This window comes from Cohnella panacarvi Gsoil 349 (genome assembly GCF_000515335.1).
In the GTDB taxonomy this organism is placed as follows: Bacteria; Bacillota; Bacilli; order Paenibacillales; family Paenibacillaceae; genus Cohnella; species Cohnella panacarvi.
This window is the reverse complement of record NZ_KI911563.1, coordinates 2686206-2711098: the sequence shown is the minus strand read 5'-3', so window position 1 is coordinate 2711098 and position 24893 is coordinate 2686206. Positions and strand designations below refer to the sequence as shown.

Annotated in this window: 21 protein-coding genes and 1 pseudogene; 16 read left to right on the top strand and 6 right to left on the bottom strand. The window is 52.7% G+C overall.

Features of this window, described 5'->3' with window-relative positions; all coding sequences use genetic code 11:
• The first annotated feature begins 180 nt into the window (after positions 1-180).
• Complete coding sequence (locus COHPA_RS0113000; protein WP_027086596.1) at positions 181-711, top strand: dihydrofolate reductase family protein; 531 nt, start codon at positions 181-183, stop codon at positions 709-711.
• Between the two features lie 185 nt (positions 712-896).
• On the opposite strand, the pseudogene COHPA_RS0112995 reads toward COHPA_RS0113000, so the two are convergent.
• Positions 897-1103 (bottom strand): annotated as a pseudogene (locus COHPA_RS0112995) (hypothetical protein); the annotation flags it as partial.
• Between the two features lie 146 nt (positions 1104-1249).
• Here COHPA_RS0112995 and COHPA_RS0112990 point away from each other — a divergent pair.
• From COHPA_RS0112990 to COHPA_RS0112975, 4 genes are read left to right on the top strand one after another with little or no spacing between them, the layout of a single operon-like run.
• Complete coding sequence (locus COHPA_RS0112990) at positions 1250-1696, top strand: hypothetical protein (protein WP_027086594.1); 447 nt, start codon at positions 1250-1252, stop codon at positions 1694-1696.
• Between the two features lies 1 nt (position 1697).
• Positions 1698-1910, top strand: a complete 213-nt coding sequence (locus tag COHPA_RS0112985) for a helix-turn-helix transcriptional regulator (RefSeq protein WP_027086593.1) — start codon at positions 1698-1700, stop codon at positions 1908-1910.
• A gap of 21 nt (positions 1911-1931) precedes the next feature.
• Positions 1932-2894 carry an NAD(P)-dependent alcohol dehydrogenase gene (locus COHPA_RS0112980; protein ID WP_027086592.1) on the top strand — a complete coding sequence of 321 codons (963 nt, stop codon included), beginning with the start codon at positions 1932-1934 and terminating at the stop codon, positions 2892-2894.
• A 54-nt stretch (positions 2895-2948) separates the two neighbouring features.
• Complete coding sequence (locus tag COHPA_RS0112975) at positions 2949-3422, top strand: GyrI-like domain-containing protein (RefSeq protein WP_027086591.1); 474 nt, start codon at positions 2949-2951, stop codon at positions 3420-3422.
• A 207-nt stretch (positions 3423-3629) separates the two neighbouring features.
• Here the strand turns inward: COHPA_RS0112975 and COHPA_RS0112970 are convergent, their stop codons facing one another.
• Positions 3630-4415, bottom strand: a complete 786-nt coding sequence (locus tag COHPA_RS0112970; protein WP_027086590.1) for a nucleotidyltransferase domain-containing protein — start codon at positions 4413-4415, stop codon at positions 3630-3632.
• A gap of 5 nt (positions 4416-4420) precedes the next feature.
• The gene (locus COHPA_RS0112965) at positions 4421-6532 is read right to left on the bottom strand and encodes a glycoside hydrolase family 52 protein (protein WP_027086589.1); all 2112 of its coding nucleotides are present in this window, start codon (positions 6530-6532) and stop codon (positions 4421-4423) included.
• A 135-nt stretch (positions 6533-6667) separates the two neighbouring features.
• On the opposite strand from COHPA_RS0112965, the gene COHPA_RS0112960 reads away from it, so the two are divergent.
• Positions 6668-7585 carry a helix-turn-helix transcriptional regulator gene (locus COHPA_RS0112960; protein WP_027086588.1) on the top strand — a complete coding sequence of 306 codons (918 nt, stop codon included), beginning with the start codon at positions 6668-6670 and terminating at the stop codon, positions 7583-7585.
• A 413-nt stretch (positions 7586-7998) separates the two neighbouring features.
• Here the strand turns inward: COHPA_RS0112960 and COHPA_RS0112955 are convergent, their stop codons facing one another.
• Together COHPA_RS0112955 and COHPA_RS0112950 are read right to left on the bottom strand one after the other, a co-directional pair.
• The gene (locus COHPA_RS0112955) at positions 7999-9549 is read right to left on the bottom strand and encodes a response regulator (protein WP_027086587.1); all 1551 of its coding nucleotides are present in this window, start codon (positions 9547-9549) and stop codon (positions 7999-8001) included.
• Entirely contained in the window at positions 9530-11308 is a 1779-nt protein-coding gene (locus COHPA_RS0112950) for a cache domain-containing sensor histidine kinase (RefSeq protein ID WP_027086586.1), read from the bottom strand. Before COHPA_RS0112950 ends, COHPA_RS0112955 begins: the two co-directional genes overlap by 20 nt.
• A 308-nt stretch (positions 11309-11616) precedes the next feature.
• On the opposite strand from COHPA_RS0112950, the gene COHPA_RS0112945 reads away from it, so the two are divergent.
• The 5 genes from COHPA_RS0112945 (at position 11617) to COHPA_RS0112925 (ending at position 17273) form a co-directional block, all read left to right on the top strand.
• The gene (locus COHPA_RS0112945) at positions 11617-12456 is read left to right on the top strand and encodes a carbohydrate ABC transporter permease (protein WP_027086585.1); all 840 of its coding nucleotides are present in this window, start codon (positions 11617-11619) and stop codon (positions 12454-12456) included.
• Positions 12457-12487: 31 nt separating this feature from the next.
• Complete coding sequence (locus COHPA_RS0112940; RefSeq protein WP_027086584.1) at positions 12488-13336, top strand: carbohydrate ABC transporter permease; 849 nt, start codon at positions 12488-12490, stop codon at positions 13334-13336.
• A gap of 53 nt (positions 13337-13389) precedes the next feature.
• Complete coding sequence (locus COHPA_RS0112935) at positions 13390-14772, top strand: extracellular solute-binding protein (RefSeq protein WP_027086583.1); 1383 nt, start codon at positions 13390-13392, stop codon at positions 14770-14772.
• Between the two features lie 38 nt (positions 14773-14810).
• On the top strand, positions 14811-16196 hold the full coding sequence (locus COHPA_RS0112930; RefSeq protein ID WP_027086582.1) for an FAD-dependent oxidoreductase: 1386 nt from the start codon (positions 14811-14813) through the stop codon (positions 16194-16196).
• 63 nt (positions 16197-16259) lie between these two features.
• Complete coding sequence (locus COHPA_RS0112925; RefSeq protein WP_245590345.1) at positions 16260-17273, top strand: zinc-dependent alcohol dehydrogenase family protein; 1014 nt, start codon at positions 16260-16262, stop codon at positions 17271-17273.
• 109 nt (positions 17274-17382) lie between these two features.
• On the opposite strand, the gene COHPA_RS0112920 is transcribed toward COHPA_RS0112925, so the two are convergent.
• Entirely contained in the window at positions 17383-18654 is a 1272-nt protein-coding gene (locus tag COHPA_RS0112920; protein WP_027086580.1) for an MFS transporter, read from the bottom strand.
• Between the two features lie 239 nt (positions 18655-18893).
• Between COHPA_RS0112920 and COHPA_RS0112915 the strand changes: the two genes are divergently transcribed.
• From COHPA_RS0112915 to COHPA_RS0112895, 5 genes are all read left to right on the top strand, one after another.
• Positions 18894-19883 carry a LacI family DNA-binding transcriptional regulator gene (locus COHPA_RS0112915; RefSeq protein WP_027086579.1) on the top strand — a complete coding sequence of 330 codons (990 nt, stop codon included), beginning with the start codon at positions 18894-18896 and terminating at the stop codon, positions 19881-19883.
• 147 nt (positions 19884-20030) lie between these two features.
• Positions 20031-21191: a zinc-binding dehydrogenase gene (locus tag COHPA_RS0112910; RefSeq protein WP_027086578.1), complete on the top strand. Its 1161-nt coding sequence runs from the start codon at positions 20031-20033 to the stop codon at positions 21189-21191.
• A gap of 124 nt (positions 21192-21315) precedes the next feature.
• Positions 21316-22248, top strand: a complete 933-nt coding sequence (locus COHPA_RS0112905) for an ABC transporter permease (protein WP_027086577.1) — start codon at positions 21316-21318, stop codon at positions 22246-22248.
• 16 nt (positions 22249-22264) lie between these two features.
• Positions 22265-23137: a carbohydrate ABC transporter permease gene (locus COHPA_RS0112900; RefSeq protein WP_027086576.1), complete on the top strand. Its 873-nt coding sequence runs from the start codon at positions 22265-22267 to the stop codon at positions 23135-23137.
• A gap of 274 nt (positions 23138-23411) precedes the next feature.
• Positions 23412-24839 (top strand): extracellular solute-binding protein, encoded by a 1428-nt coding sequence (locus tag COHPA_RS0112895; protein ID WP_027086575.1) that lies wholly within the window; start codon positions 23412-23414, stop codon positions 24837-24839.
• The last annotated feature ends 54 nt before the right edge of the window (positions 24840-24893 follow it).

Here is a 24893-nt window from a genome sequence, read left to right as displayed (position 1 = left end):
CCTCAACAAATGATTCTAGAATATTCAACAAAATCTACGAATATCCTTCATTTTACAATTGGCCTACTAATTTGGAGTGATTGGGTTAAAACGATGATTTTTGCAATCCGATTTCGTCTAAATAAATGAGAGTGGAATCTTGATAAATCTGCGATACAACCAGGGAGGAGAGTAAGTCGTATGGCAAAGATCGTTTACGCATTAAACCAGTCATTGGACGGGTATGTCGACCACATGGCATTTCAGCCAGACCCCTTGCTATTCCGTCATTTCATCGAAGACGTACGCGGTCTGACGGGTAGTCTTTACGGCCGCCGTATGTACGAGACTATGCGGTATTGGGACGAAGATCATGAGGAATGGGATGCAGCGGAACGGGAATACGCAACGGCGTGGCAAAGCAAACCGAAGTGGGTGGTGTCGAGGACGTTAACGTCCGTCGGACCGAACGCTTCTCTGATCGAGGGCGACCTTGCCTCGGCCATACGCGGGTTGAAGGAACAGCATGAAGGGGTGATTGAAGTTTCCGGGCCGGAGTTGGCACACAGTCTAGCGGAACTCGGTCTCGTTGACGAGTATCGTATCTACCTCCATCCAGTCGTATTGGGTCACGGAAAGCCGTTCTTCGCCGGCCCTCGCCCACCGTTGCGCCTCGTGGCGAGCGATCGAATGGGCGAACAGGTGATCAGGTTGACTTACGTTCCAGTTTAGTATTATGAACTTTACATGGTGCTAACCGAATAAATACATCAAACACCGCTTGTGCTTCGGCACTGGCGGTGTTTAACATGTAGATAAGGAATTATCGATTCGACAAGGAACCAACGATTTTACGGCCAAAGAGACGGCTCATTTTCTACCCTCAACGGAAGAGGCGGTTCAAGTTGCGCTTAGTCGTGCGCGGCGTGGGCCAAGGCGGAGGATGCGTCCCGCGGCAAACCGAGCAACCGGTGCGCAACGAATTGGCACAGATAGATTTTGCTCAGCCACGAATTGGAGCTCGTCGACGAAAGCTTCCAGCCGCCGTCTTCGAACAGGCAGACGCCGGGAACGAGCACCGTGTTCAAATGCGTCAAGCAGCGATGAACGCGCACGCCTATACGAACGGAGTCCGCCGTATGAATTTGATTATGTATACATCGCCAAGCGGCCTAATCGCCACGGCGATGTATTTTTTATTTGACAATATGAATAGTATTATTTACATTATGTATAGTTAACTTTACATGTAGCGCGGGAGGTTCAAGCTATGTCCTATCAAGAAATTAAGAATGTTGTATCGCTGATCAGCACCGTGTGCATCTTCGGAGGTTACTGCGCATATGTGTTCCTGAATAACCGGGATGAAATTTGGCATTCCACCGCGACGCTAAGCTTCTGGGGAGCCGTTGTGCTGATTCTGATTCCCGTGTCGATCGTTGCCAGAATCGTAGTGACGATTCTGTTCATCATGATTTACAGAATGGTAACGAAGGAGCAGGAGCCTTCTTTTGCCGATGAGCTGGATAAGTTGATCGAGCTTAAAGCTTCACGAGTTTCGTATGCCGTATTTGTCGTCGGATTTCTGTTTGGCATGTTCGCGCTGGCGATGGAGTGGCCGCTCTCCTGGGCGTTCGTCTTCATGATCTGCTCCGGCTTTATGGCCGAGGTGGCCGACGGCGTCGCGCAGCTGTATTGGTATCGGAAAGGAATTTAGTATGGATAAACTTCGGGTTAACAATTACATCAGAAAACTGCGCTTTGAACGGGATGAGATGAGCCAGCAGCAATTGGCGGACCAAGTCGGTGTAACCCGTCAGACCATTATATCGATCGAGAAAGGAAACTACTCCCCTTCCCTGGAGCTTGCATTCCGTATTGCGGAAGTGTTTGATTTGCCGATTGAACAAGTATTTTATATCGAACAATGAAACGACGAGGAGGAGCGGATGATGAAGGCTATGGTGCAAACAGGGTATGGATCGCCGGACGTGCTCGAGCTGCAGGAGGCGGAAAAGCCATCCCCCAAAGACAATGAGGTGCTCATTCGCTTGGAGGCGGCTTGCGTAGGGCCGTCCGATTGCGCTTTTCGCAAAGGCGATCCATTCATCATTAAGCTCATGTACGGATGGCAAAAGCCGAAATATCCGATCGGCGGAGCGGAATTAGCGGGAGTAGTGGAGGAGATCGGCAGCGGCGTAAAGCAGTTCAAGCCTGGGGATCGCGTGCTCGCGCTTAGTGCCAAAACTTTCGGTGCCCATGCGCAGTTCAAATGCTTGCCCGAGGACAGTCCTATGGTGACGATACCTGACGGCATCTCCTATGAGGAAGCGGTGGGAGTATGCGATGGAGGCGCTACGGCATTGACGTTCCTGAGAGACAAAGCCAAGGTGAAGGCCGGGCAGAAGGTGCTTGTTAATGGCGCTTCGGGCGCCGTAGGCATATACGCGGTGCAACTGGCCAAATATTACGGAGCCGAAGTGACTGCCGTATGCAGTGCCGCCAACGCGGAGCTGGTCGTCGCGATGGGCGCGGACCGCGTTATCGACTATACGAGGGAGGATTTCGCTGTCGCGGGCGACACCTATGACGTTATTTTCGACGCAGTCGGCAAACGCACCTTCACCCCATGCAAGGGAGCACTAAAGCCTCGCGGGATTTATATGACAACGGTGCCGCAACTGTCGGCGGTCGCGCGAATGCTGTGGACGTCTCGGTTCAACGGAAAAAAGGTTATTTTCGCAGCGGCGGGCTTAATGCAGAACAAAGCAAACTTTCGGTTTCTTATGGAGCGGGTCACGGAAGGCAGGCTACAACCGGTCATCGACCGGCGATATCCCCTTGAGCGGCTGGCGGAAGCCCATGCTTACGTGGAGACGGAACGGAAGAAGGGCAATGTCATTATTACTTTTTAGGCGCGCGGATCAAAACGCCGGAGTTCAGCAGTTAATCCCATTAGGAGGTTTACGATGAAAATTTACCAAGTCGAGGTTCTAGAGAGAGAAGAGATTAAATGTGTTGGCTTTTCGATCGTGGAGAGTCTCAACAATGTTGTTGGATCGAAGATTGGCGGCAAATTGCGCGAGCAACTAGAGAATCGCAAGTCGGAAGTGGCGAACAGGGTCGGATCGGGAATGTATTTAATTCAATTGTATCCTCAAGACGGTCATTGGACGCCCGATGTACCCTTTCAGCATGTGTTTGCTTACGAAGTTAAATCTTTGGAAAAAGTTCCTGAGGATATGGTTACGTATACCTTGCCAGCCGGACGTTATATCAAAATCGTACATCAAGGCGCTGAATCGCAAATCGGCGATACGTATGAGTATATTAATAACACCTACGGCGGCAGACCGATAGATATCGAGTATTGGAACGATATCCATTCATTAGAGAACGAAGACAATCAGATTGATATTTATATACCGTCTGAAGCAAAGTGAAAAATTAGAGTCATTCTCGTTATCGAAATGTTTTATATTTCGTTGTACGTCGCGCCGTCGCATCGTTATGGAATTGTCTTTAGAATGCTGCTGTACGGTTAAACGAAGATGGGCAGGAAGATCAGTAAGTAGAATAAGAGTGCTAAACGAATACACCGCCATTGCCCGAAGGCACTGGCGGTGTATTGTTCATGCCGATATCAACCACTACAGATCGTCAATAGGCGGTTCATGCGAGATCCAGTTCAATTCGCTGTCATGGAGGAATTGATTCGGCCAATCCAGCGACGGTTCATCCAACCGGACGAACTGCAGAATTTGAATGCAGAAGGCATCCACGTCGTCCTGCGTATGATGTGCCAGCAAGCGCTCGATCGACTTGTCGAAATCATCGGGCTTGCGTGGTGCGATCTTCACGACATTGAGCAGCCATTTGTGGTACGGATATAGCATCTGATTCTCGTTCAGAATGAGACGGCATGCGAAAAGCGTGATTTTCTGGATCGCGAGATATTTCAGATAGAGATTGTTCTTCTTGACCGCTTCGCTGTAATACCACTTCCAGGCCAAGATTTGCGAAGCGAATCTTGTTCTGCGCCGGTCTTGGTCCTGAGCCGGAAACCGCGTGATTCGATTCAGTAATTCCGGCAGGTTGTCGATTCTGGACCATAGGATCTTGCTGTCTTGGAAGGCATATCGCGCAGGATCGCTACCCTTGATCATGATCGTGTTCATGAACTCCAAGCTCACGACTTTACAATCGATATAGCCCCCTGGATAGGTGCAAATATCCCACAAGCTGAATGCAAGCTTATTATCGGCTTTCCTTCTTTGGAAATCGGACTCCTCGACGATGAGCATAATGTCGACGTCCGACTCGGGCTTGGCGAAGCCATGGGCAAGGGAGCCTCCGAGCAGGATAGCCAGAATGGCAGGATCGTCTTGGTAACGGGCGATGAATTTCTCTATCGACTCTTCATGATGACGCTGCATTCCGCTCACATCCCATCAAGCCACAGAATGCTTGTGACGCCTCGAGGATAATACCGGCTGCCGCAAGGCACGCCGTTCAGCATCTGGTCGCTCCAGCTCCAGATCGCGGATTCGGGACGGAGCAGCCACTCGACGTGCGCGGCGTCGGCCGCGGCGGAGGATGCGTCCCGCGGCAAACCGAGCAACCGGTGCGCAACGAATTGGCATAGATAGATTTTGCTCAGCCACGAGTTGGAGCTCGTCGACGAAAGCTTCCAGCCTCCGTCTTCGAACAGGCAGACGCCGGGAACGAGCACCGTGTTCAAATGCGTCTTCAAAGCGCGGATGTAGCCGCCGAATCGGCCTTCCTCTTCCAAAGCTTCGGCGTTGCCCGTGAAATAAGGGAAGATGAGCCCTTCGATCGCGGGGATGATGCGCGAATCGTTGTTCTCCCCGATGACGGCGGGAATGTAGCCGCCGGCCGTCATGCTGCCCGCCTGCGTCGCCGCGCAGCGCTCTGCTTGCAAGCCGGCTAATTGCGCCCACTCGTCCCGGCCGAAATCCCGGAAAATCTTCTCGAGCGCAACGTAAGCCGCCCAGCATTTGCCGGCCAAATAAATATTGTTGCGCGCTTGTCCGAGCGACACGTCGAGGCTGTCGTACGTCGTAATTTCCGCGCCGCCCATCGTGCGGCTGCTGTCGAGTCCCATCAGCCCGTTGCGCTGCGCCGGATCCGGATGGTCGCGGTTCATCATGCTTGCCAAGCACTCGCCGAGCAAGGCAAGCCGCTGCGCCAGCCAGTCGCGATCGCCGGTCTGTTCCGCATAGACGGCCGCGGTCAGCACCCAGTTGACGAGCTGCTCGTGCGTCATCTGCGAGAAGCAGTCCGAGATGCCGTGCAGCTCGTACGAAGAGTAGCCCGGACGCGAGAATACGTTGGCGACGCCCATGTCATGGGTGAAGCTGATGCCGCCCGGATACGCTTGGTCGCCGCCGGGGAAATGGGCTTCATCGTAATAGGAGTAGCGTTCCGCGAACAGATCGAGCTCGTTCTTAACGGTCCACGGATTCATCTTCAACTCGTAGAACAGTTGGTCGACGGTTAAATCGAAAGTATTGATCATCCGATATTCGCCTTCGTTGACGATCCACAGCGGCGAGCCGTCGCGATCGAGCAACTGGGTGTTGCCGTAATAGCTGCGAATGGAGTGCGCCATCATAAATTTCTGATCGTCGGACAACGGGGCATCGTCGACCATCCGGTTGGCATCGAGGCAAGTCTGCACGTAATCATCGAACCGGCTAAGCGCGGTTTCGACGACCGACTCGATGTTGAGGTAGTATCGGGAATACCAATAAGAGCAATCCATGCCGGAGGTCACGAGACCGTCACGATGGAAAGCAAGCACGAACCGGTAAGTCCGCTTCTGGCCTGCGGGCGTCTCGAACAACAGCGCGCCGACGCCCCCGAGACCGAACAGTCGGTTTTCTACGCGAATCGGCTTCAGAATAGCTTCCAGGTTAAAGCCTTGCGCAGGCGCGACGTTCGAATCGTTCGTCGCGATGGCGACGTTGCGTCCTTGTCCGACGCCGTGCAATCGGCCGTCGGTCGAATCGTCGAGGCGTCTCATTCCGGAGTAGGGATCGTTGCCTCTGAAGCCGAAGAACGCTTGCCGAGGCTGGTCGCCTTGGGTGTTGTCGATCGTAATTTCCGCGAGCACGGCGGGAAGCAGCGCTTCGCGCAGCTCTTGTTCGGTTGCCGTCAGCGGATCGGGGACGGAGCGGACCTGGGAATAGATGCGGAACGTGAGATCCCCGGCTTGCCATGTGTCGGTGCACAGCCGGAAATCGCGAGTGATGGCGTCGGGCGGGAATACGGAGACGATCTGATCGCCGTTGTTAAGGGAAGATCCATGCTCGGCCGCGTAACGCTTCGTCTCATCGTCTGCTCCTTCGTAGAAAGGGAGAGCCTCGTAGCTGCTTCCGTCACGTTTCTGCAGACCGATGTAGACGTTCTGTCTCGGCGGCACGCCGCGCTCGAGATCAAAGCCGCCGGTTGCGCCGGGGAATCCGAGCGTGAAGCTGGCGAAAGCGCCGATCGGGGAATGGTGGGCGTTGAAGAATGGATTCAAAGTCATGCAGGTTCCTCCTCAAGGTTAAGGGTTGCCAAGATGGGATTCTGATTTTATCCTAAATATAAATCACATTACGCTTATGAAGTAGAAGCAAATCGAACCTGATTTTACCCAAATCGTAACTAGGAGGGGCGCGCCTTGTGGAAGCTGCCGTCAGGCGAAAGGCATAGCCGGGAAGCGCATATGCTGCCCAACATGGAAGCGACGGTATCGCTGCATTACGCGCACATGCGCACGGTGGAACCGAACTGGACGTATCCCGTCCACTCTCATTCTTTGTTTGAAATCAACTGGGTGCTGGCGGGCAAACAGCTCATGCACGTAGGCGGCTTGCCCATCGCGCAGGGAGCGGGCGATATTTTGCTTGTTCGCTCGGGAGAGCGCCATCGCAGCGAGGTGCAGGGCGGAGAGGAAATGACTTATTTTTGCCTGCACTTCGACATCGGGGAAGCCCGTTTCCGCCGGAGGATGCAGCAAACGAACACGGTCGTTTTTCCTCAAGGCTCCGGGAATGCCCGCAAGCTATACGAGCCGCTCGGCAAGCTGCTCGAGATGACGCGCGCGATCCCGCAAACCGCGGACCCGAACGCTCACATTCGCGTACTGTCCGCGCTATTCGAATTGTGTTCCGTGCTGGGGGATGCGCTGGAGGAGGAGGGGAAGGCGGCGGATACCCCGTCGACTTCGCGGCTTCCCGTGGCGCGGGAGATGGCCCGCATGCTGGAAGAGGCGGCCGAGAACGCAGCGGGCGCAAGCGAGCCGGCAACCCTGGATGATGCAGGCGGCGAGGGGCGTACCGTGGAACGGATCGCAGGCCGGCTCGGATTCAGCACGGCGTATTGCAATCGGTTGTTTCACGAAGCTTTCGGCTTGTCGCCGCGGCAGTATCTATCCCAAGTGAAGCTGCAGTTGGCCAAACGCTGGCTGCTCGATCCGAGTACCTCGGTATCCGATATCGCGCTTAGACTCGGTTACCGGGACATCGCCCACTTCAGCCGGCAGTTCAAGCGCTGGTCGGGCGTCTCCCCGAGCGATTACCGAAAATCGCTCATGTAGCTCTCGTCCCAACCCATTGCGCGGTAACTGTATGCATGAAATGCCCATATCATAATAACGAGAGTTAAAACCAGGGTATTTATACGAGGGAGACAACGGGATGAGTTATCATGATTATCGTGGCCTAGCAACGAACCATCCGAGTATCGTAGCGTTTGCCGTTGGTCGTGCAAGACGTAAGCCGCGGCAGAGTAACCTATACGCCGTTACAGGATAATGCGGGATATAATCCGACCCTTTTTTTAGGCGACTTTACCGGGAACAAGGTGAATCAGTTTCTGATCGGCATCAATTCCGGCGGGAGCGGCGGGATCATGTATCACTTTACGCAGAGAACATCGCCCCGGCCCGCGCGCCCCGGCGATGTTGGTATCGTTCAGTTGTTATCCCGATCCCAGCGTTAGGCGCCCCCCTTACTTGCTCCGCTGGAATTGCGCGGGAGTAAGGCGCGTATGCCGCTTGAAGATTTTGGAGAAGTACTTGGGGTTGTCAAACCCGACTTTCTCCCCGATCTCGAACCATGGCTGGGAGCCCTCGCGGAGGAACTCCTTAGCTTTATGGACACGGAGCTCCTGAAGGTAGTAGACGAAGGACTTGCCCGTATTCTTGGAGAACAGATGGCTGAAATAGTTCTCGCTCAGGTTGACTTTGGCCGCGATGTCCGGGAGACGCAACGGACGGTTGTAGTTTTCCTTGATGTATCTGATCGCTAGCTCGATATCGCTGCGTCTGCCGCCGAATGAGACGTCGTCCCACAGCTCCCGCGTGAGCGTATGCAGCCTCAGGCACCATTCACGGAGCTCCGGATAGGTTTCCAGCCGGTTCACGCGATCGAAAGGAGAGTCGTCCTGCCAGATCCCTTGGATCGGGAGCTTCCACTCGCCGATCAGCATCAGGACGGCCGATTGCCACTGGACTATCCGGTCCCGGATGAAAGTCGGCGAGGCTCCTTTCGGCGCTTGAGACGGAAACAGCTCGTCGAAGATTTGGCGGGCATAGGCGTCATCCGGCTGCTCTAGAGCGGTCAAATAAGCTTTCAAAAACGGCCCGGAGGCGAAAGTCTCCGGGCTTTCCGTTCCTTCGGTCGGAGCGGGCGGACGAAACGCGTGAACGCGGCCGGGACCGCTGTAGAACCGCCGTTGCAGCGCGTCCGCCGCTTCGCGATAAGCGCGTATCCGATCCTGCCTGTCCTCGAATACGGAGCTGATCCCGACGGAGACGCTCCGGCCGCGCTCGCCCCATGCCTGGAGAGCCGCGGTCAACGCAGCCTTGACTTCGGAGGCCGCCGCTTCCCGATTCGGCGCGGCGCTTACTGGCATCTCGGCGTAAAAAACGGCTTCACGCTCTCCCTTTTCCATCACCGCTTGGCGCAAATCGTTGTGATCGGCCGATTGCAGCAGTTCCCGGGCCAAGCCGGGGTCCGCATCCGGAGGGAAGCGGACGACGCCGACCACGTACCGAACGTTCCCTTCTCCCGCGCCGGGCAATTCCCGGTAGCTTTCCGTCTGTCCCGCCAGCCAGTCCGTCAGTCGGCTGCCGGCGTTCGAATCGGAGTCGGGGGCAGCCGACGGGGCGGCGGCCGATCGGGAACCGCTTCGAGAGCGATTGGCCTGCAATACCGACTCCAGCAGTTCCTCCGGACTCATCGTGAGCTTGTGAACATAGTCGATAACGCCGAGCCGGAGCGCTTCCTGAACGGCGCTGAAGTCTTCTCTTACGCTTAGGATCAAGATGATCGTGTCGGGCAGTTCCCTGCGGATATGCCGGATCATCTCAAGTCCGTCCATAATCGGCATACGGATATCCGTAATAACCATGTCGGGCTTCAATTGCCGGACCAATTCGAGCCCCGTCCGTCCGTCAGCGGCGTCTCCCGCCACCTCGATGCCGTGTTCCGCCCACGGAATGCCGGATACGATTCCGCGGCGAACCAACACCTCGTCTTCAACCACTACGATTCTCAAGATGCTCTTCCTCCCTTTGAAGCGGAAGCGTTATCGTGACGTATGTTCGTCCTTCCTGTTCCGAGCGGTGAAGCTGAAGGCCGTATTCAGAGCCGTACATCATCCGCACTCTCTTATGCACATTGATCAGACCGACGCGGGAGAACGTCGAACTCCGTTCTTCCTTCCCGATGATATCCATGATGTCCTGGAACTTCTCCTTATTGATCTCAAGTCCGTTATCGACGATCTCGAGCCGCAGATCTCCAGTCGGCAGCACCAGGGATCGGATCAGCATTTCGCCTTTTCCTTCCTGAAACGAGGCATGCAGGTAGACGTTCTCGACTAGCGGTTGAAGCGAGAGCTTCGGCACCAGGGCTTCCAGCGTTCGTTCGTCCAGCTGTTCGATCACCGTGACGTGATCTCCGAAGCGGTAACGCTGAATGGTCATGAAGGAGCGGACATTATTCAACTCTTCCTGCAGGGTAATCTTGTCCTGACCGCGGTGGATGCTCATATCCAGCAAATGGCCAAGCGACAGTAGCATCTCGGTGATCGATCTCGTCCCGGCCATAATCGACATCCATCGGATCGTATTAAGCGTGTTGTGAAGGAAGTGGGGATTGATCTGCGCCTGCAGCGCTTCCAGCTTGGCCTGCTCGCGGTGACGCTCGAGCACGATTTCGCGGTCGATGTGTCCCTGCAGCCTATTCAGCATCTTATTGAAGGTTTGACCGAGCAGGCCGACTTCGTCCCTCGTGCGGATATCCACTTTCACGTCTAGCTTCCCTTTTTCCACCAGCTTCATTACGTTGCGAAGTTTACGCAACGGTTTGGTGAACATATTGGACAAGAACAAGATTACGCCCAGGAACACAGCCATGCTGACGGAGAAAATCGTAACGCTGACGGTGCGAATGGTGTCAATCTCCTGGAATATGGCGCTGTGCGGAACGATTTGGACGATCCGCCACCCCGTCATCGGCAGCGAATACGTGCTCAAGACGTAGTTTTGTCCATTGGATTCGATGCTTGCCGTGCCATCGGCAGAACGGTCGATCTCGCTCCGGAGGGAGTTGTACAGCGGAAGGGTATCCTCCGGGGAACGAGTGAGCACTTCGTCTCCCGGCCCGATGAGAAGACCATATCCGGTAATGCTCGGATCCCCGGACTGAAGGATGTCGAGATACTCCCGCGTCGGCTCGCTGATGACTAGTTGGCCGATGCTTCGGTTGCTCTCGTCCCGCACGACCATGGATACGCTGATCAACCGCTGTTTGCCGGATGAGGTCAGCGAGGCGTGGTTCAACGTCCATACCATGTAGCCGTTCTCTTGGACCGTCCGGCGAAACCATTCGGTATCCTTGATCGCGTCCGTGGTGCCCGGTGTCCTGCCCCAGTTCGTATACAGCGTGCCGAAGTTGTCGAACACGGAGAAGTCCATGCCGTCGCTCGCGATCGCTGTCGACATCTCGAGAAACTTCTTGTCCATCGCCTGCGAGTTATCCAGCATTTGTCGTTCTGTTACCGGAGGATTCACCAGCATCCGTTTCACATTCTCGTCGATCGCGAGCGAAGAGGTGGCGTTCATCATGATTTGCAGCTTGCGTTCTATATTCAGGTTGATCTGATGAAGCCGTTCCGTTGCCGAGGTTTCGACCTGGCGGTGCAGAACGGTCTCGATTTCCCGATACGTATATAAGCTCGCTCCCAGGACGGGAACAAGCACCAAGAAGACGAAGGCGGCAATCCATTTGGTGCGCAGACTGATAAACGGCATTAGGGTCGGCGACCTCCTTCATCCTTCGGATAGAGTCCAATGCGAGCGCTTTCATTAACCCAGTATAGGTCCGGGATTAAGGGTTGTAAACGACCTGGAGACCATATTCGGAGAATCGTATCTCTTTTTCGGAGAATCGGTTCCATGGAAGGTAATGAAAACAAAAATGTATCCGTTTTCAAATGGAATGGCGGTTTTCGGAGAGGTCATGCAAGCGCTACCATTAGGCATATCAACATCCGGAAAGGGGAGCGATACTCATTCGCACGCAGAGACAATCCGACACCTGGGCAGGGTGGCTGTTCATCTTGCCGGGTATTGTCGGTTTCGGGGTACTGACGATCATACCGATCGTGCTGTCGCTCGTAATCAGCTTTACTGACTGGAATTTCTTAGATGGGCTGGGCGGGCTCCGGTTCATCGGACTCGACAACTTCGTTGAGATGTGGTCGGACAATTGGTTCGTGGACAGCTTGAAGAACAACTTGCTATTCGCGGCCGTCACGGTTCCGGCCACGATCGTGCTGTCACTGCTCGCCGCCATCGGGCTGAATAAGGGCGTCTACATGAAATCGCCGATCCGCCTCATGATCTTCATGCCGTACGTATCGAATATGGTGGCGATTTCGATCGTATGGGGCACTCTCTTCAATCCTTCGATGGGTCCGATCAACTCCTTCCTGAGCAGCATCGGCATCGCCGATCCGCCGGGTTGGCTGGCGAGTAGCGCTTGGGCGCTTCCGGCGATCATGATCATCACGATCTGGGCGAATGTCGGCTATAACATGATCATCTATCTGGCGGGGCTTCAGGGGATTTCCAGAGATTTATACGAAGCCGCCACAATCGACGGTGCGGGGCCGCTCACCAGCTTTTTCCGAGTTACGCTGCCCATGCTGTCCCCAACGACATTCTTCGTTCTGATCACGAGTATTATCCATTCGTTCCAGGTATTCATCGCGGTGTTCATCATGACCAAAGGCGGTCCCGGCTCGTCGACCACCGTGCTGACCTACTATTCTTACCGGACGGGCTTTGATTTCTACAAGATGGGCTATTCTTCGGCCATGGCATGGATCTTGTTCATCATTATTTTCTTAATCACGTTCCTGCAGTGGCAGGGGCAGAAGCGCTGGGTGCATTACTGATGCCGGCTGCTGAAGTAAGGAGGAATTATCTTTGACAAGGAATAATACCGCGACGCGTGCTTCGGTTTTGTGGAAATTACTGCTGACTTGCATTCTTGCCGGTTTCGGCATTACGATGGTGCTGCCTTTCCTGTGGATGCTCTCGACTTCGTTCAAGTTCCCGGTCGACGTATTCAGCTATCCGATCGAATGGATTCCCAAGCGATTCAATTGGAACAACTATGATCGGGTATGGAACGGGTCGCAGCCCTTTGATCTGTATTACTTTAATTCTGTGAAGGTGACGGTCCTAACGGTACTCGGAACGGTGCTGATCAGTTCTGCTGCTGCATACGGTTTCGCCCGCATCCGGTTCAAGGGACGCGACGCGGTCTTCTTCCTCTTCCTGGCTACGCTTATGATTCCGGACCAGGTAACGTTAGTTCCGCGGTTTATTCTGTTCAACTATCTGGGCATCTACGATACCCATGCGGCCCTGATATTGCCGGGCATGTTCACGGCGTTCGGCGTGTTCCTGCTGCGCCAATTCTACGTCGGCATCCCCGAGGATTTCTCGGAAGCCGCGCGGATCGAAGGGGCGGGACACTTCCAGACATGGCTGCGAATCATCATTCCGCTATCCAAGCCGGCGCTCGTCTCGCTTGTCATTCTGAGCTTCACATGGAACTGGAATGAGTTCGTTAACCCGCTTGTGTTCCTGGCTTCGAAGGAGCTTTATACGATTCCGCTGGGGCTTACCAATTTCATAGACGAATCGGGCACGGATTATACCCTCATGATGGCCGCGGCCGTCAGTTCGATTCTGCCGGTCATTCTGCTATTCCTCGTTTGCCAAAAATGGTTCATCGAGGGGGTGGTGTCCAGCGGCGTGAAAGGTTGATTGACTGCTCCATCGAAGTGTTGGTTATCCACAATCAAAAAGGGAGATGTCACATGAACAAGTTAAAAACGACAGGTTTGCTGTTTGTCCTCATGCTCGCTCTCATCGTCGCCGGCTGCGGAAACAACAATGCCAATACTGGCAACGCATCTTCGGAAGCCTCCGGATCGGCCGCGAGCAGTACGGATGCGGGCAAGGCTTCGGGGAACGTTATCAAATTGAAATTCTGGGGCGCTGTGCCCGAGGAAAACGGTCCGAAGCAGGCTGTGGAAAATTGGAACAAGGCGAATCCCGATATCCAAGTCGAATACGTCCGTTTTGTCAACGACGAGAGCGGCAATACGAAGCTGGAGACCGCGCTGCTGGCGGGCGATCAGGTCGACTTGTACATCAACTACCGTATGGACAAGCTGGTCAAACGCATCGAAGCCGGCATGGTGGAACCGCTGGACAACTACATTGCCCAATCCGGCTTTAACGTGGAAGAGAACTTCGGAGCAAGCGCTATTACGAAGATCTCGGACCAAACCTACTATATCCCTGCGATCATTCTGAATGACTTCGTAACGCTAAACAAGACGTTCCTGGACGAAGCTAATCTGGAAATCCCTAAGGAATGGACTTGGGACACCTACATGGATTATGCGGCCCAATTGACGCAGGGAGAAGGCGTGAACAAACGTTGGGGCTCCTATACCGATTTGCTGCAGCCTAAGATTTTCGAATTCTTGGACAAAGCCGTGAAAACGGAACTTGGGCCGAACGCATTCTATAAAGAAGACGGTTCGAGTAATTTCGATAACCCTGCTTTCAAACGTTATTTCGACATCATGTATAATCTGGAAAAAACACTCAAGGCGCAGCCTCCAATCGCGGAAGCCAAAGCGTCCAAGATGGAAGGCATCCAACTGTACTTGACCAATAAAGTGGCGATGCAATGGATCGGCACGGCCAGCCTGCGGTACATCAAGAACACGAAAGATTACCCGCACGACTTCATCACCGCGTTCGCGCCGCCGCCGAAGATGACGGAGAATAGCCAGTATCTTGGCGGAGGAACGGGATATCTGGATTTCACTACGATTAATTCGCGCTCGGAGAACAAGGAAGCCGCTTGGAAATTCATGCAATGGTACGTGACGGAAGGCAACGAGCCGCTCATCGCTGGCGGACGCGTGCCGTCGTGGAAGAAAGCGGATAAGGACAAGGTTGCAAGTCTCGTTCTCGGGGAAAATCCGGAAAAGCTGTTCGACGTCGAATCGTTCAAGCGTGTGGTGTTCGCCGATGTCGAATATGTTCGCGATACGAAATTCGATCATCTGGCGGAAATCCAGGCGATCGTGGAGGACGAAGGCGAACGCGTGCTGATCGGGGAGAAAGCTACCGAAGACGCAGTTAAGTCGATGAAAGAACGGGCGGATAAGCTGCTTAAATAAGCCGGCGAATAACGGCAGTGAGAGAGGAAGGATCAGCAGTGGCACAACAGCAAGTTTTCTACGACAAGGGAATTCCGGTCATCGGCGAATTCGATGTGCTCGTTATCGGCGGCGGTCCGGCCGGCATTGGCGCCGCCCTAGCCGCGGCACGCGCCGGGGCCAGGACGGCACTCGTGGAGCGGTACGGTTTTCTGGGAGGCAACGCCACGGCGGGATTGGTCGGTCCTTTCATGACCTCATACAGCGATGATGGGGAGACCCAATTGGTCAAAGGCGTCTTCGACGAATTGGTGCGCAGAATGGAAACGTTCGGCGGAGCGGTTCATCCCGAGCAGGTTCGGACGGGGAGTCCTTACTCCGGTTTCTTCAGCAAGGGGCACGATCACGTGACCCCATTCGATCCTGAAGCAGTCAAGCTTGCCGCGGCGGAGATGATGGAGGAAGCTGGCGTCCGAATGTTCATGCATACGTTCTTCGTCGATTCGATCGTGGAGAATGGCCGGGTCGAAGGCGCGCTGATCGTGAACAAGTCGGGACTCCAGGCGATCCGCGCCGGAACGACAGTCGATTGCAGCGCTGATGGCGACGTAGCGTTCCGCGCCGGGGCCAGGCTCGAGGTCGGCCGGAAGTCGGACGGATTGACCCAGCCGATGACGATGTTCTTCCGCGTGGCGGGTGTGGACGACGAGAAGATTCTGGCCTACGTGGAGGCGCATCCGGAAGAGCGCGATCTGCTGTTCTCCAGCCTGATCGCCGAGAAGCGGGCGGCCGGGGAATGGACGGTTAATAAGAATCATCTAGGGATTTATCGGACGACCCAGCCGGGCGTCTGGCGCGTCAACACAAGCCGGGTGCAAGGCTTGCAGGGAACGAACGCGGAGGATTTGTCGAAAGCCGAACTGGAAGGACGCCGTCAGGTGTTCGAGCTGCTGGACTTCTTCCGGAAATACTTCCCCGGGTTCGAGAATGCGGTGCTGGTCGACACGGCTACGCAGATCGGCGTGCGGGAGACGCGGAGGCTCGTCGGGGAATACATGCTGACGGAGGAGGATCTGATCAGCGGCCGCGCCTTCGTCGACGTCATCGCGCTGTACGGTTATCCGATTGACATCCACAGTCCGAACGAAGTAACCACGGAATTCAACAAGGAGTTCTCTACGGCGAACATCTACCAAATGCCCTATCGCATTCTCGTTCCCGAGACGATGAACGGTCTGCTCGTCGCCGGCCGTTGCGTATCCGCGACGCATGAAGCGCTGGGGGCGATCCGAGTCATGCCGTGCGCATTCGCCCTTGGACAGGCCGCGGGAGCGGCAGCCGCGCTTGCGTCGCTCTCCCGCGTAGAGCCGCGCAACGTCGACGTCCGGGAACTGCAGCGCACGCTGATCTCGCAAGACGTCGTGCTTCCTGCAGGGTTAGCCTGACTTTAGCGTTTGTTTATCCGCATCTTGTGACGGATTACTATAAAGGAGGAGATCGGATTGGCCATGATGCAAGCTCTCGTCGTGGAAAAGCCCGGAAGCGCCGTCGTCAGGCAGGTGCCCGTTCCGCGGGCGAAGAAAGGCGAAATCGTCGTGCAGGTGAAGAGGGTTGGCATCTGCGGAACGGATCTTCATATATACAAAGGGGAGTACTTGTCCCCTTATCCGATCATTCCCGGGCACGAATTTTCAGGTATCGTGCATGAAGTAGGAGAAGGGGTCGAAGGGTTCCGCCTGGGAGACCGAGTCTGCGCCGATCCGAATCTGTCGTGCGGCCGCTGTCGGTTCTGCATGTCGGGCCGCGCGAACCATTGCGACCGATGGGACACGATCGGCGTTACGCTACCCGGGGCCATGGCGGAGTATGTCGCTATTCCCGCGGAGTTGGCGCTGCTTCTTCCAGATCGGCTGACTTTCGCGGAAGGGGCATTCGTCGAGCCGGTCGCGTGCGTCGTTCATGCGATGAACCGGCTGCGTCCCTCGGTTGCCGACAGGGCGCTGTTGTTCGGGGCCGGGGCGATGGGCCAGCAGTGGGTGCAGGCGCTTGCGCGATCAGGCGTGTCTGAGCTAACGGTCGTCGATCTGACGGAAGAGAAGCTTGCGCTGGCTTCTGAGTGGGGGGCAACGCGGGTTGTGCGCGCGGAAGACGCGGAGGCGGAGCTGCAGGACTTCACCGGTAGGAACGGGTATGACATCGTCGTCGATACGACCGGTGTTCCGGCGGTCATCGAAAACTCTTTTCGCTATCTCGCTCCCTGCGGTCGCTACGTTCAATTCGGCGTGACGAACGATCAGGCGACCGTGGACTTGCGGACCTTCGATCTCTATCATTACGAATGGACGCTGATCGGGTCGATGGCGCTCAATCATACAATGGCGCCCGCGCTCGCTTGGCTGGAAGCCGAACGGCTTCGGATCAACCACCTGGTAAGCCGAGAGTTGACGCTCGAAGGCGCGGTTCGTTTCTTCGCAGGCGAGCGTTATCCGCAGGACATGAAATTGCAAGTTTCTTTTGAATAAGGGAAAGTATGTCGCGGCAGCGAGACGGAATCCTATCCGTTTCGCTGCTTCTCGGTTATTGCGGACAGAGGTTAACGCCGGTTCAGCCGTCGCGGATGATAAGCGACTGTCACAATGGTCGAATCGGCTTATCCCTAAGCACGGCAAGTCCCGCCGTAAAGGCGAGCACCAACAGCACAATGCCCGTTGCTACGAACACCCCGTAGCTCTGCACCCACTTCTCGGCGTCCTTAAGAATATCGAATATATACCCGCCCAACATCGGTCCTCCGAAGCCTGCCAATCCTGTAATCCCCGAGAAAACGGCAATATAGATCGGTCTCTCGGCCTTCGGCGTATCGCCAATGACAAAGTTAAAGACAAGCTGGTTGAAACCCCCGATACCAAAGCCAAGCAGCATGTGTGCAACAATCAACACGAGAATCGCGGGAAGGAACGCCAATGTGCCCCAAACCAGGCAACAGAGGGCGATAATCGGCAATGTCCAGAATAACAGCTTCTTGTTGGAATACTTCATATTCAAATTGCCCCATATAACGAATCCGATCATGGAACATACCGTTTGAATGATCGTGACGATCGATACCCACTGATAGCTAATATGCATCAGATTGAGCATGACGTAACTAAAGAACGGTAAAGCGATGCCTTGCAACAGCATCCACAAGGACAAGAACAGCATAGCGTTCAAAAATAGGCGGTCGCGAAAAGGCTTTAGCAGAATCAACCCCATATTGTTTTCATTCGATTTCTCGAATTTCGGATTCGGGTACAACGCTAATAACACGAGATTAACGACGACCATAATCGCACTCACAATATATAGGATATTGAATCCGGTCCCGCCTGGATACTTTTCCAGCACTGCTCCGCCTACGAACAAAAACAAGCTAGTGAGGCCCCCGTGAATCGTATTCCGGATGCCGAAAAATCGCCCTCTTACTTTCGATGGGACCATATCCGAAAAAAGCGACGACAAAAATAGCGATCCTGCGGAAAGAGAAATGTACGCTATACAATAGACGATGATATAGATGACGACCCACAGCTTCTCGGGGAACAGAAACGGGATCAGCCCCGTCGAGATGGCGACGACACGATGGATGACGAAAAATATCATAAGAGCGGCTTTTCTGTTCTCCAGCTTCTGCGAAATCACGGCCATGGCGATTTGCACCAGATTTGCGAGGGCCGGTACTGCCAGTACAATGCCGATTTGCTGCGATGTCGCACCTAAATACAATAGATACCCGGTCAGAAAAGGGCCTGACAGGAAGTTCATAAAGATGACGGCAGGCAGACCTTCGTAGACGGAAATTCGCATTCCCTTGCGTAGAGGCGAGTCGTTCTTTCTGATGCGGAAAATGCGTGAGATTTCCATATGCTGATTACCTCTCAAGTCATTAGAGAATGTTCCTCCAGTAAAGATTTAAACTACAATATAAATCAAGAAATTCTGTATGGATATACACAATATTGACGTATGTATGTATTAATTTATCATCGGCAACTTTATTTTTTAGACGATTGACATAGGCGAATATTCGATTTATTCTGAACTCAGAAATCGTTACAGCTAACGATACAGGGGGTGACACCGCTATTCTGAAATCATCGAATGTGACCATAAAGGATATCGCAGCATTCGCCAAGTTGAGCGTGACTACGGTATCGAAGGTCATTAATCAGCATCCGGATATATCTACGGCAACGAAGAAGAGAGTGCTAAAGGCCATTGACGAGTTGGGTTATGTGCCTAACTTAATGGCATCCAATTTGAGAAAAAAAAGCGCGAATTTAGTAGCCCTTCTGCTGTCGGATATGTCAAAGCCTTACTTCGCGAACATGATTAACGGTTTTGACAAGGTATTGAACGAGTCGGGATATCAAACCTTGATATTCAGCTCGAATGAAGATGCCGAGCGCGAGCAGAAGTTGATTCGGCAGATTTCTTCGATTAAGATTGCCGGCATTATTGTGGATTCGGCTCAGAATGGCGAGAAGAATATCGAGCTATTAGATACGATAGGGGTTCCATACATTCGGGTTAATCGTATTTCCAATAGCGAGTCGGGATATTACGTCGCTGCGGATAATGAATTGGCGGGTTATCTTGCAACGGAACATCTGCTGCAGGTCAAGCCTGACGCACCGGTATTGTGCGTGAATGGTCCCGACGATATATCTCCTACAATCGCGCGTTACGTTGGGTATCGCAGAGCATTGCAAGAAGCAGGCGTTAACGAGGATGAACAATGGGTCTTTAATAATCATTATGGGCTAACCGATGCGTATCGTACGGGATTGTATATTGCGGATCATTACAAGCCCCCATTCTCGGTATTCTGCTCGACCGATCTAATTGCTCTAGGCTTGCTTCGGGCATTAAGCGAACGCGGGATTAAAGTTCCTGAAGAGGTTAGCGTTATCGGGGTGGATGATATCGATATAGCGGCCTATTCGACGCCGGCATTATCTACCATCTCGCTGCCCAAGGAATTAATAGGCGAGAAGAGCGCGGAGATGCTGATCGCATTGATCAACAATGAAGAGATAGAAATTCCGCGTTGCTTGCTGGCGCCGGAGCTTATTATTCGCGAATCGACATAACTAGAAATTTTTTTATCCTTTACTATAACGTTACAGGAAACGATTTCCACCGTTGTATTTTCATGATCGATGCGGCTTCAAAGGGCTTACATTCCTTTTTTTTCAACCATTCAGGTAACGATACAGTAAAGCGAGGTACTTATTAAAATGACAAAAATGGTTAAAGCAGCAGTGCTAGAACAACCGGGCAAAATCGCCATCCGAGAGTTTCCAATGCCTAAGCTGGAAAAGGGAGGGGCAATTGCAAGAGTAATATTATCGGGGATCTGCGGCACGGATAAACACAGCTATAAAGGTGAGAGCGTACAGTACAAGGGCACATCCAATGAAATCGATATTCCCTACCCTATTATACAAGGACATGAAAACGTTCTCATTATCGAAGAAATTGACGAGCTCGGAGCAAGAACTCTCGAATCCGATGGCGTGATCTTAAAGCCGGGCGACAGGGTAACGATGTGCCCGGATGTGACTTGCGGACATTGCTGGTATTGCAAAAACTTTCCCATGTACCCTTGGTGCGACAATATGCAATTCAGCTATGGAAACATGAGATCGTGCAATGTAGGCAAACACTTGTATGGCGGGTTCTCGGAATATATCTACATCGAGCCGGGAACACGGCTATATAAGGTGCCGGATGGTCTGCCGGACGAAATGGCCGTGCTGACAGAGCTGCTGTGTGTAACAGGTACATTGGATAAGGCGAAAGAATTCAATTCCTTCTCGCTTGAGGGCTTTAGTTTCAATGATACCGTTGTGATTCAAGGGGTTGGCCCTCTTGGATTATCTCATATCATTAAAGCTCGTATGATGGGCGCAGGCAAAATCATTGTTACGGATATCTCGGATTATAAACTGAACTTGGCGAAAGAATTCGGAGCCGATGTGGCGTTGAATGTGACGACAACGACAGAGGAAGAGCGGATCGATATCGTTAGACAGCACACTCACGGTAGAGGCGCGGATATTGTCGTGGAATGTGTAGGAATGCCGCATGTTGTGCCGGAAGGCTTGCGTATGCTTCGAAAAGCCGGCATGTATTTAGAGCCCGGAAATTTCGTGGATTGCGGCGCCGTCCCTATCAATATTCATGAGATTTGCTCCAAGAACCTGCGTATCGTAGGCATGTCGAATCACATTCATAACACTTACCGCTCCACAATGGAAATGATGGAGCGCAGCATGAAATGGTTCCCGTGGGATAAGTTTATTAGCCATAGATTCTCGATAGACGATGCCGACCTGGCCATCCGCACGAGCATGACGGATGAGAGCATGAAGGTTCTTATCGATCCGAGCAAGTGACGGGTGCCTCGCCATCCTTCCAAGCTTAAGGAGACGTCCTCGTTTTCCGCAGATATGTTAGCGCTTTCAATTATTGGGAAAAGGCTCTACTACACCTCGAAAATTCAATAATGGGGGGTTAAATGTGGCGAAGAAAAGCTGGCTAAGCATGGTCATCAAAAACCTGGTCAGAGACAGGTACTTATATCTGATGATTCTGCCGGGCATAACGTTCTTCTCGATCTTCAGTTACGGCCCGATGTACGGTCTCCTCCTATCGTTCAAGGATTTCAAATTCAATCTTGGCATCTGGGGCAGTCCTTGGGTCGGCATGGATAACTTCCAGAAGATGTTCGACGATTCGGATTTCTGGAATGCGTTCAACAACACGATCATTATCAGTCTAGGGAAATTGCTGTTCGGTTTTCCGTTCCCTATTCTACTAGCCATTCTATTAAATGAGCTGCGCAAGAAGTACTTTATGCGATTCATGCAATCGGTCCTGTATTTGCCCTACTTCTTATCTTGGGTTATATTGGCGGGCGTTCTGCTTAACTTGTTCTCTACGACCAACGGCACATTGCCTAAAATGTTCGAAGCCTGGTTCGGCATCGACATGCCGCAAATCATGGGCAATGCCGATTACTTCAGACCGCTGGTCTTCATCTCTCAGATTTGGAAGACGATGGGCTGGGATACGATCATTTATCTAGCGGCCATCGCGGGAATATCGCCTTCGCTGCATGAAGCGGCGGTTATTGATGGCGCAAACCGCTTCCAGCGCATCATTCATATCACACTGCCTTCGCTGGGCTTCCTCATCGGGGTATTGTTCGTGCTCAATGTCGGCGGAGTTATGAATGCGGGCTTCGATCAAATATTCAACCTGTACGACCCGGGCGTATATAACGTCGGCGATATTCTGGATACGTATATTTATCGGGTCGGGATTGCCTCCATCAATATTAATATCGAGTATGGCGTTGTTGTGGGCTTGATCAAGAGCGTGCTGAATTTACTATTGTTGGTTGCAGCCAACTCGGCGCTAAAAATGTTTAGAAAAGACAGTATTTTCTAGGAGGTGAGATGATCATATGCGCAAGAAATTCAACGGGGGAACCGTATTCGATATTCTGAATGTCGTATTCTTCCTATTGCTCGCGGTAGTGATGATATTTCCTTTCTGGAATATCCTGGTGACGTCGTTAGTCAGCAACGACGAATACTTGTCCAGGCCCGTCATTCTGTGGCCCAAAGAATTCGTATTCAACTCCTACGAAACCATCTTTGAAAACCGGTTGATGGTACGATCCTTTTTCAATAGCGTATTTATCACCGTTGTAGGCACGATATACAGTATGTTGATGACGGTCATGCTTGCATACGGTCTGTCGAAGGACAATCTGATGTGGGGAAAGTTCTTCAGAGTGTTCGTCATCATCACGATGTATTTCAGCGGCGGTCTTATTCCTTATTACATGCTGATCCGCAACCTGGAGCTTCGCGATACCATATGGGTGCTGATTCTTCCGATGGCGATCAACGCATGGAACTACATTATCGTCCGATCCTTCTTTAGGCAGCTGCCCGAAGGCTTGGATGAAGCGGCGAAAATCGACGGAGCCAACGATATCATGATTCTATTCCGGATTATGCTGCCGATCTCTGCGCCGGTGCTAGCTACATTCTCTCTCTTCTACGGTGTCGAATACTGGAACTCTTGGTGGTATTCGCTGCTGTTTATTACCGACTCCAGCCTGTTCCCGCTGCAATACGTGCTCCGCGAGCTGGTACTGGTCAATGCGACAGCAGCCAGTAAGGCTCTCTCGGCCGGCGGGATGAATATGTTCGATCAAGGCATCAAAATGGCTACGGTTGTCGTCGCCACAGTCCCGATCCTATGCGTATATCCTTTCTTGCAGAAGTATTTCACGAAAGGCGTAACGCTAGGAGCCATCAAGGAGTAGCGGATACTCTTTCAAGGGGGTGAGGCCGACTAACGTACGCGGATAAGCTAGGCAAAGCATGTAGGAACGAACAAACAACAGGAGGGTACACCGAATGAAGAGAAAAAGTTCAATATGGTTACTGGTAGCTGCTTTAGTTTCAGTATTTGCTCTTTCTGCTTGCGGTGAAAACAATAAAGAGTCTGCATCCAGCTCCCCAGCAGCATCGGCCGGCAGCTCGGCAACAACATCCGAGACGAATGCGAACGATGACCGCAAGGTCCTCGATCTTTCCATGGCCCTGTGGGAAGTGAACGACTGGAATGGAGACGCTTACGGCAAGTTCTTCCAGGATAAATTCAAAATTAATATGAAAACGATCCAACTGAGCTGGAACGAGTGGACCAACCAGTTAAATACGCTCGCCGCAGCGCAAGATTTGCCGAACTATATCGCCACTTACGGATTTAACTTCCAATATAACGACCAAGGGTTGTTGAGATCCATTCCGGACGACATGATGGCCAAATATCCGGAGCTCAAGAAAATGATCGACGGTTCCGTATACGCAAGCGCTGTCAATGAAATGCTTGGCGGGTATTATTACATTCCAAGACCGGAAAGTTTGACAGGGCTTTTCAAAGCGCAAAAAACGTACGTCTATTACAGACAAGATTGGATGAAAAACGTCGGCATTACGAAAGTGCCGGAAACCGTCGAAGAGTACTACCAACTGTTGAAGGCGTTCAAGGAAAAGGATCCGGATCAGAACGGACTTGACGATACCGTCGGTTTAACGATCGTAGGGACGAACAAGGATGCCTATCCGCTATTCCCGATGTTCGGAATCGATCCTTCGAAATGGGTAAAAGAAGACGGCAAATGGATCCCAGGCTATATGTCTTCTCTAAATATCGAGCCGCTGAAATATTACCAGAAGCTGTTCCGCGAAAAGCTGCTTGATCCCGAGTTCCTGCAGTTGAGCTATAACGATGCGATCAGCAGACTGGCACAAGGCAAAGCCGGTTCGATGCACCGTGACGGCGATTCAGCTTGGCTCAATAATACTTTCAAAGCCTTTAAGGAAGCCAACGCAAACACTGATCCGATGGAGGCGCTAGCCATCTTGCCTCCGTTGAAGAAGGACGAGAACAGCGCGCCATCCGTTAAACAGGATATTTCCGACGGCGGCACGATGATCAGCGCCAATACGTCTGACGAACAACTTGATCGTCTATTGGAAATGTTGAACTGGATGCTGACCGATGAAGGGCAAAGAGTCAAATTCTACGGTCTTGAAGGAGTAGACTTCAAGGTTGAAGACGGTAAGGTCACTAGACTCGTAGACGATGAGGAGCTCAACAAGAAATATCCTTCTAAGAACCCGATCTCTTTCATGAATGACTGGAGCATCGATGTGGATGAAGGAGTATCTACTGTAAAGGCGTCGGTTATTCCGCAAGAATACATCGCGCTATCCACAACGGCTAGAGAACAGTACAATGCCGCGGCGAGACAAGATAATCTGATTGCGAACTTGATCGTTACGCCTGCCAAGATGGAATTGGCGATTAACTGGGTCGATTCGTTCGCGCAGATCATCGGCGGCAAAGAAGATGCCGAGACTGCCTTCAAGAAATTGACGGAAGAATGGGCAACGAAAAAAGGCGTAAACAAAGCGATCGAGGAAGTTACTGCGGAAGCGAACAAGAGAGGCCTGTAATCAGAGCAAGCGGGACGGGGAGACCGGCAACGGTTTCCTCTTCCTATATCAGGG

Excerpts from the sequence above, each read along its gene's own strand:
- COHPA_RS0112895 (WP_027086575.1), top strand. The coding sequence starts at position 23,412 with ATGGCCCTGTGGGAAGTGAACGACTGGAATGGAGACGCTTACGGCAAG.
- COHPA_RS0112970 (WP_027086590.1), bottom strand. The coding sequence starts at position 4,415 with ATGCAGCGTCATCATGAAGAGTCGATAGAGAAATTCATCGCCCGTTAC.
- COHPA_RS0112980 (WP_027086592.1), top strand. The coding sequence starts at position 1,932 with ATGAAGGCTATGGTGCAAACAGGGTATGGATCGCCGGACGTGCTCGAG.
- COHPA_RS0113000 (WP_027086596.1), top strand. The coding sequence starts at position 181 with ATGGCAAAGATCGTTTACGCATTAAACCAGTCATTGGACGGGTATGTC.
- COHPA_RS0112920 (WP_027086580.1), bottom strand. The coding sequence starts at position 18,654 with ATGGAAATCTCACGCATTTTCCGCATCAGAAAGAACGACTCGCCTCTA.
- COHPA_RS0112900 (WP_027086576.1), top strand. The coding sequence starts at position 22,265 with ATGCGCAAGAAATTCAACGGGGGAACCGTATTCGATATTCTGAATGTC.
- COHPA_RS0112910 (WP_027086578.1), top strand. The coding sequence starts at position 20,031 with ATGACAAAAATGGTTAAAGCAGCAGTGCTAGAACAACCGGGCAAAATC.
- COHPA_RS0112965 (WP_027086589.1), bottom strand. The coding sequence starts at position 6,532 with ATGACTTTGAATCCATTCTTCAACGCCCACCATTCCCCGATCGGCGCT.
- COHPA_RS0112950 (WP_027086586.1), bottom strand. The coding sequence starts at position 11,308 with ATGCCGTTTATCAGTCTGCGCACCAAATGGATTGCCGCCTTCGTCTTC.
- COHPA_RS0112975 (WP_027086591.1), top strand. The coding sequence starts at position 2,949 with ATGAAAATTTACCAAGTCGAGGTTCTAGAGAGAGAAGAGATTAAATGT.
- COHPA_RS0112985 (WP_027086593.1), top strand. The coding sequence starts at position 1,698 with ATGGATAAACTTCGGGTTAACAATTACATCAGAAAACTGCGCTTTGAA.
- COHPA_RS0112990 (WP_027086594.1), top strand. The coding sequence starts at position 1,250 with ATGTCCTATCAAGAAATTAAGAATGTTGTATCGCTGATCAGCACCGTG.
- COHPA_RS0112925 (WP_245590345.1), top strand. The coding sequence starts at position 16,260 with ATGATGCAAGCTCTCGTCGTGGAAAAGCCCGGAAGCGCCGTCGTCAGG.
- COHPA_RS0112935 (WP_027086583.1), top strand. The coding sequence starts at position 13,390 with ATGAACAAGTTAAAAACGACAGGTTTGCTGTTTGTCCTCATGCTCGCT.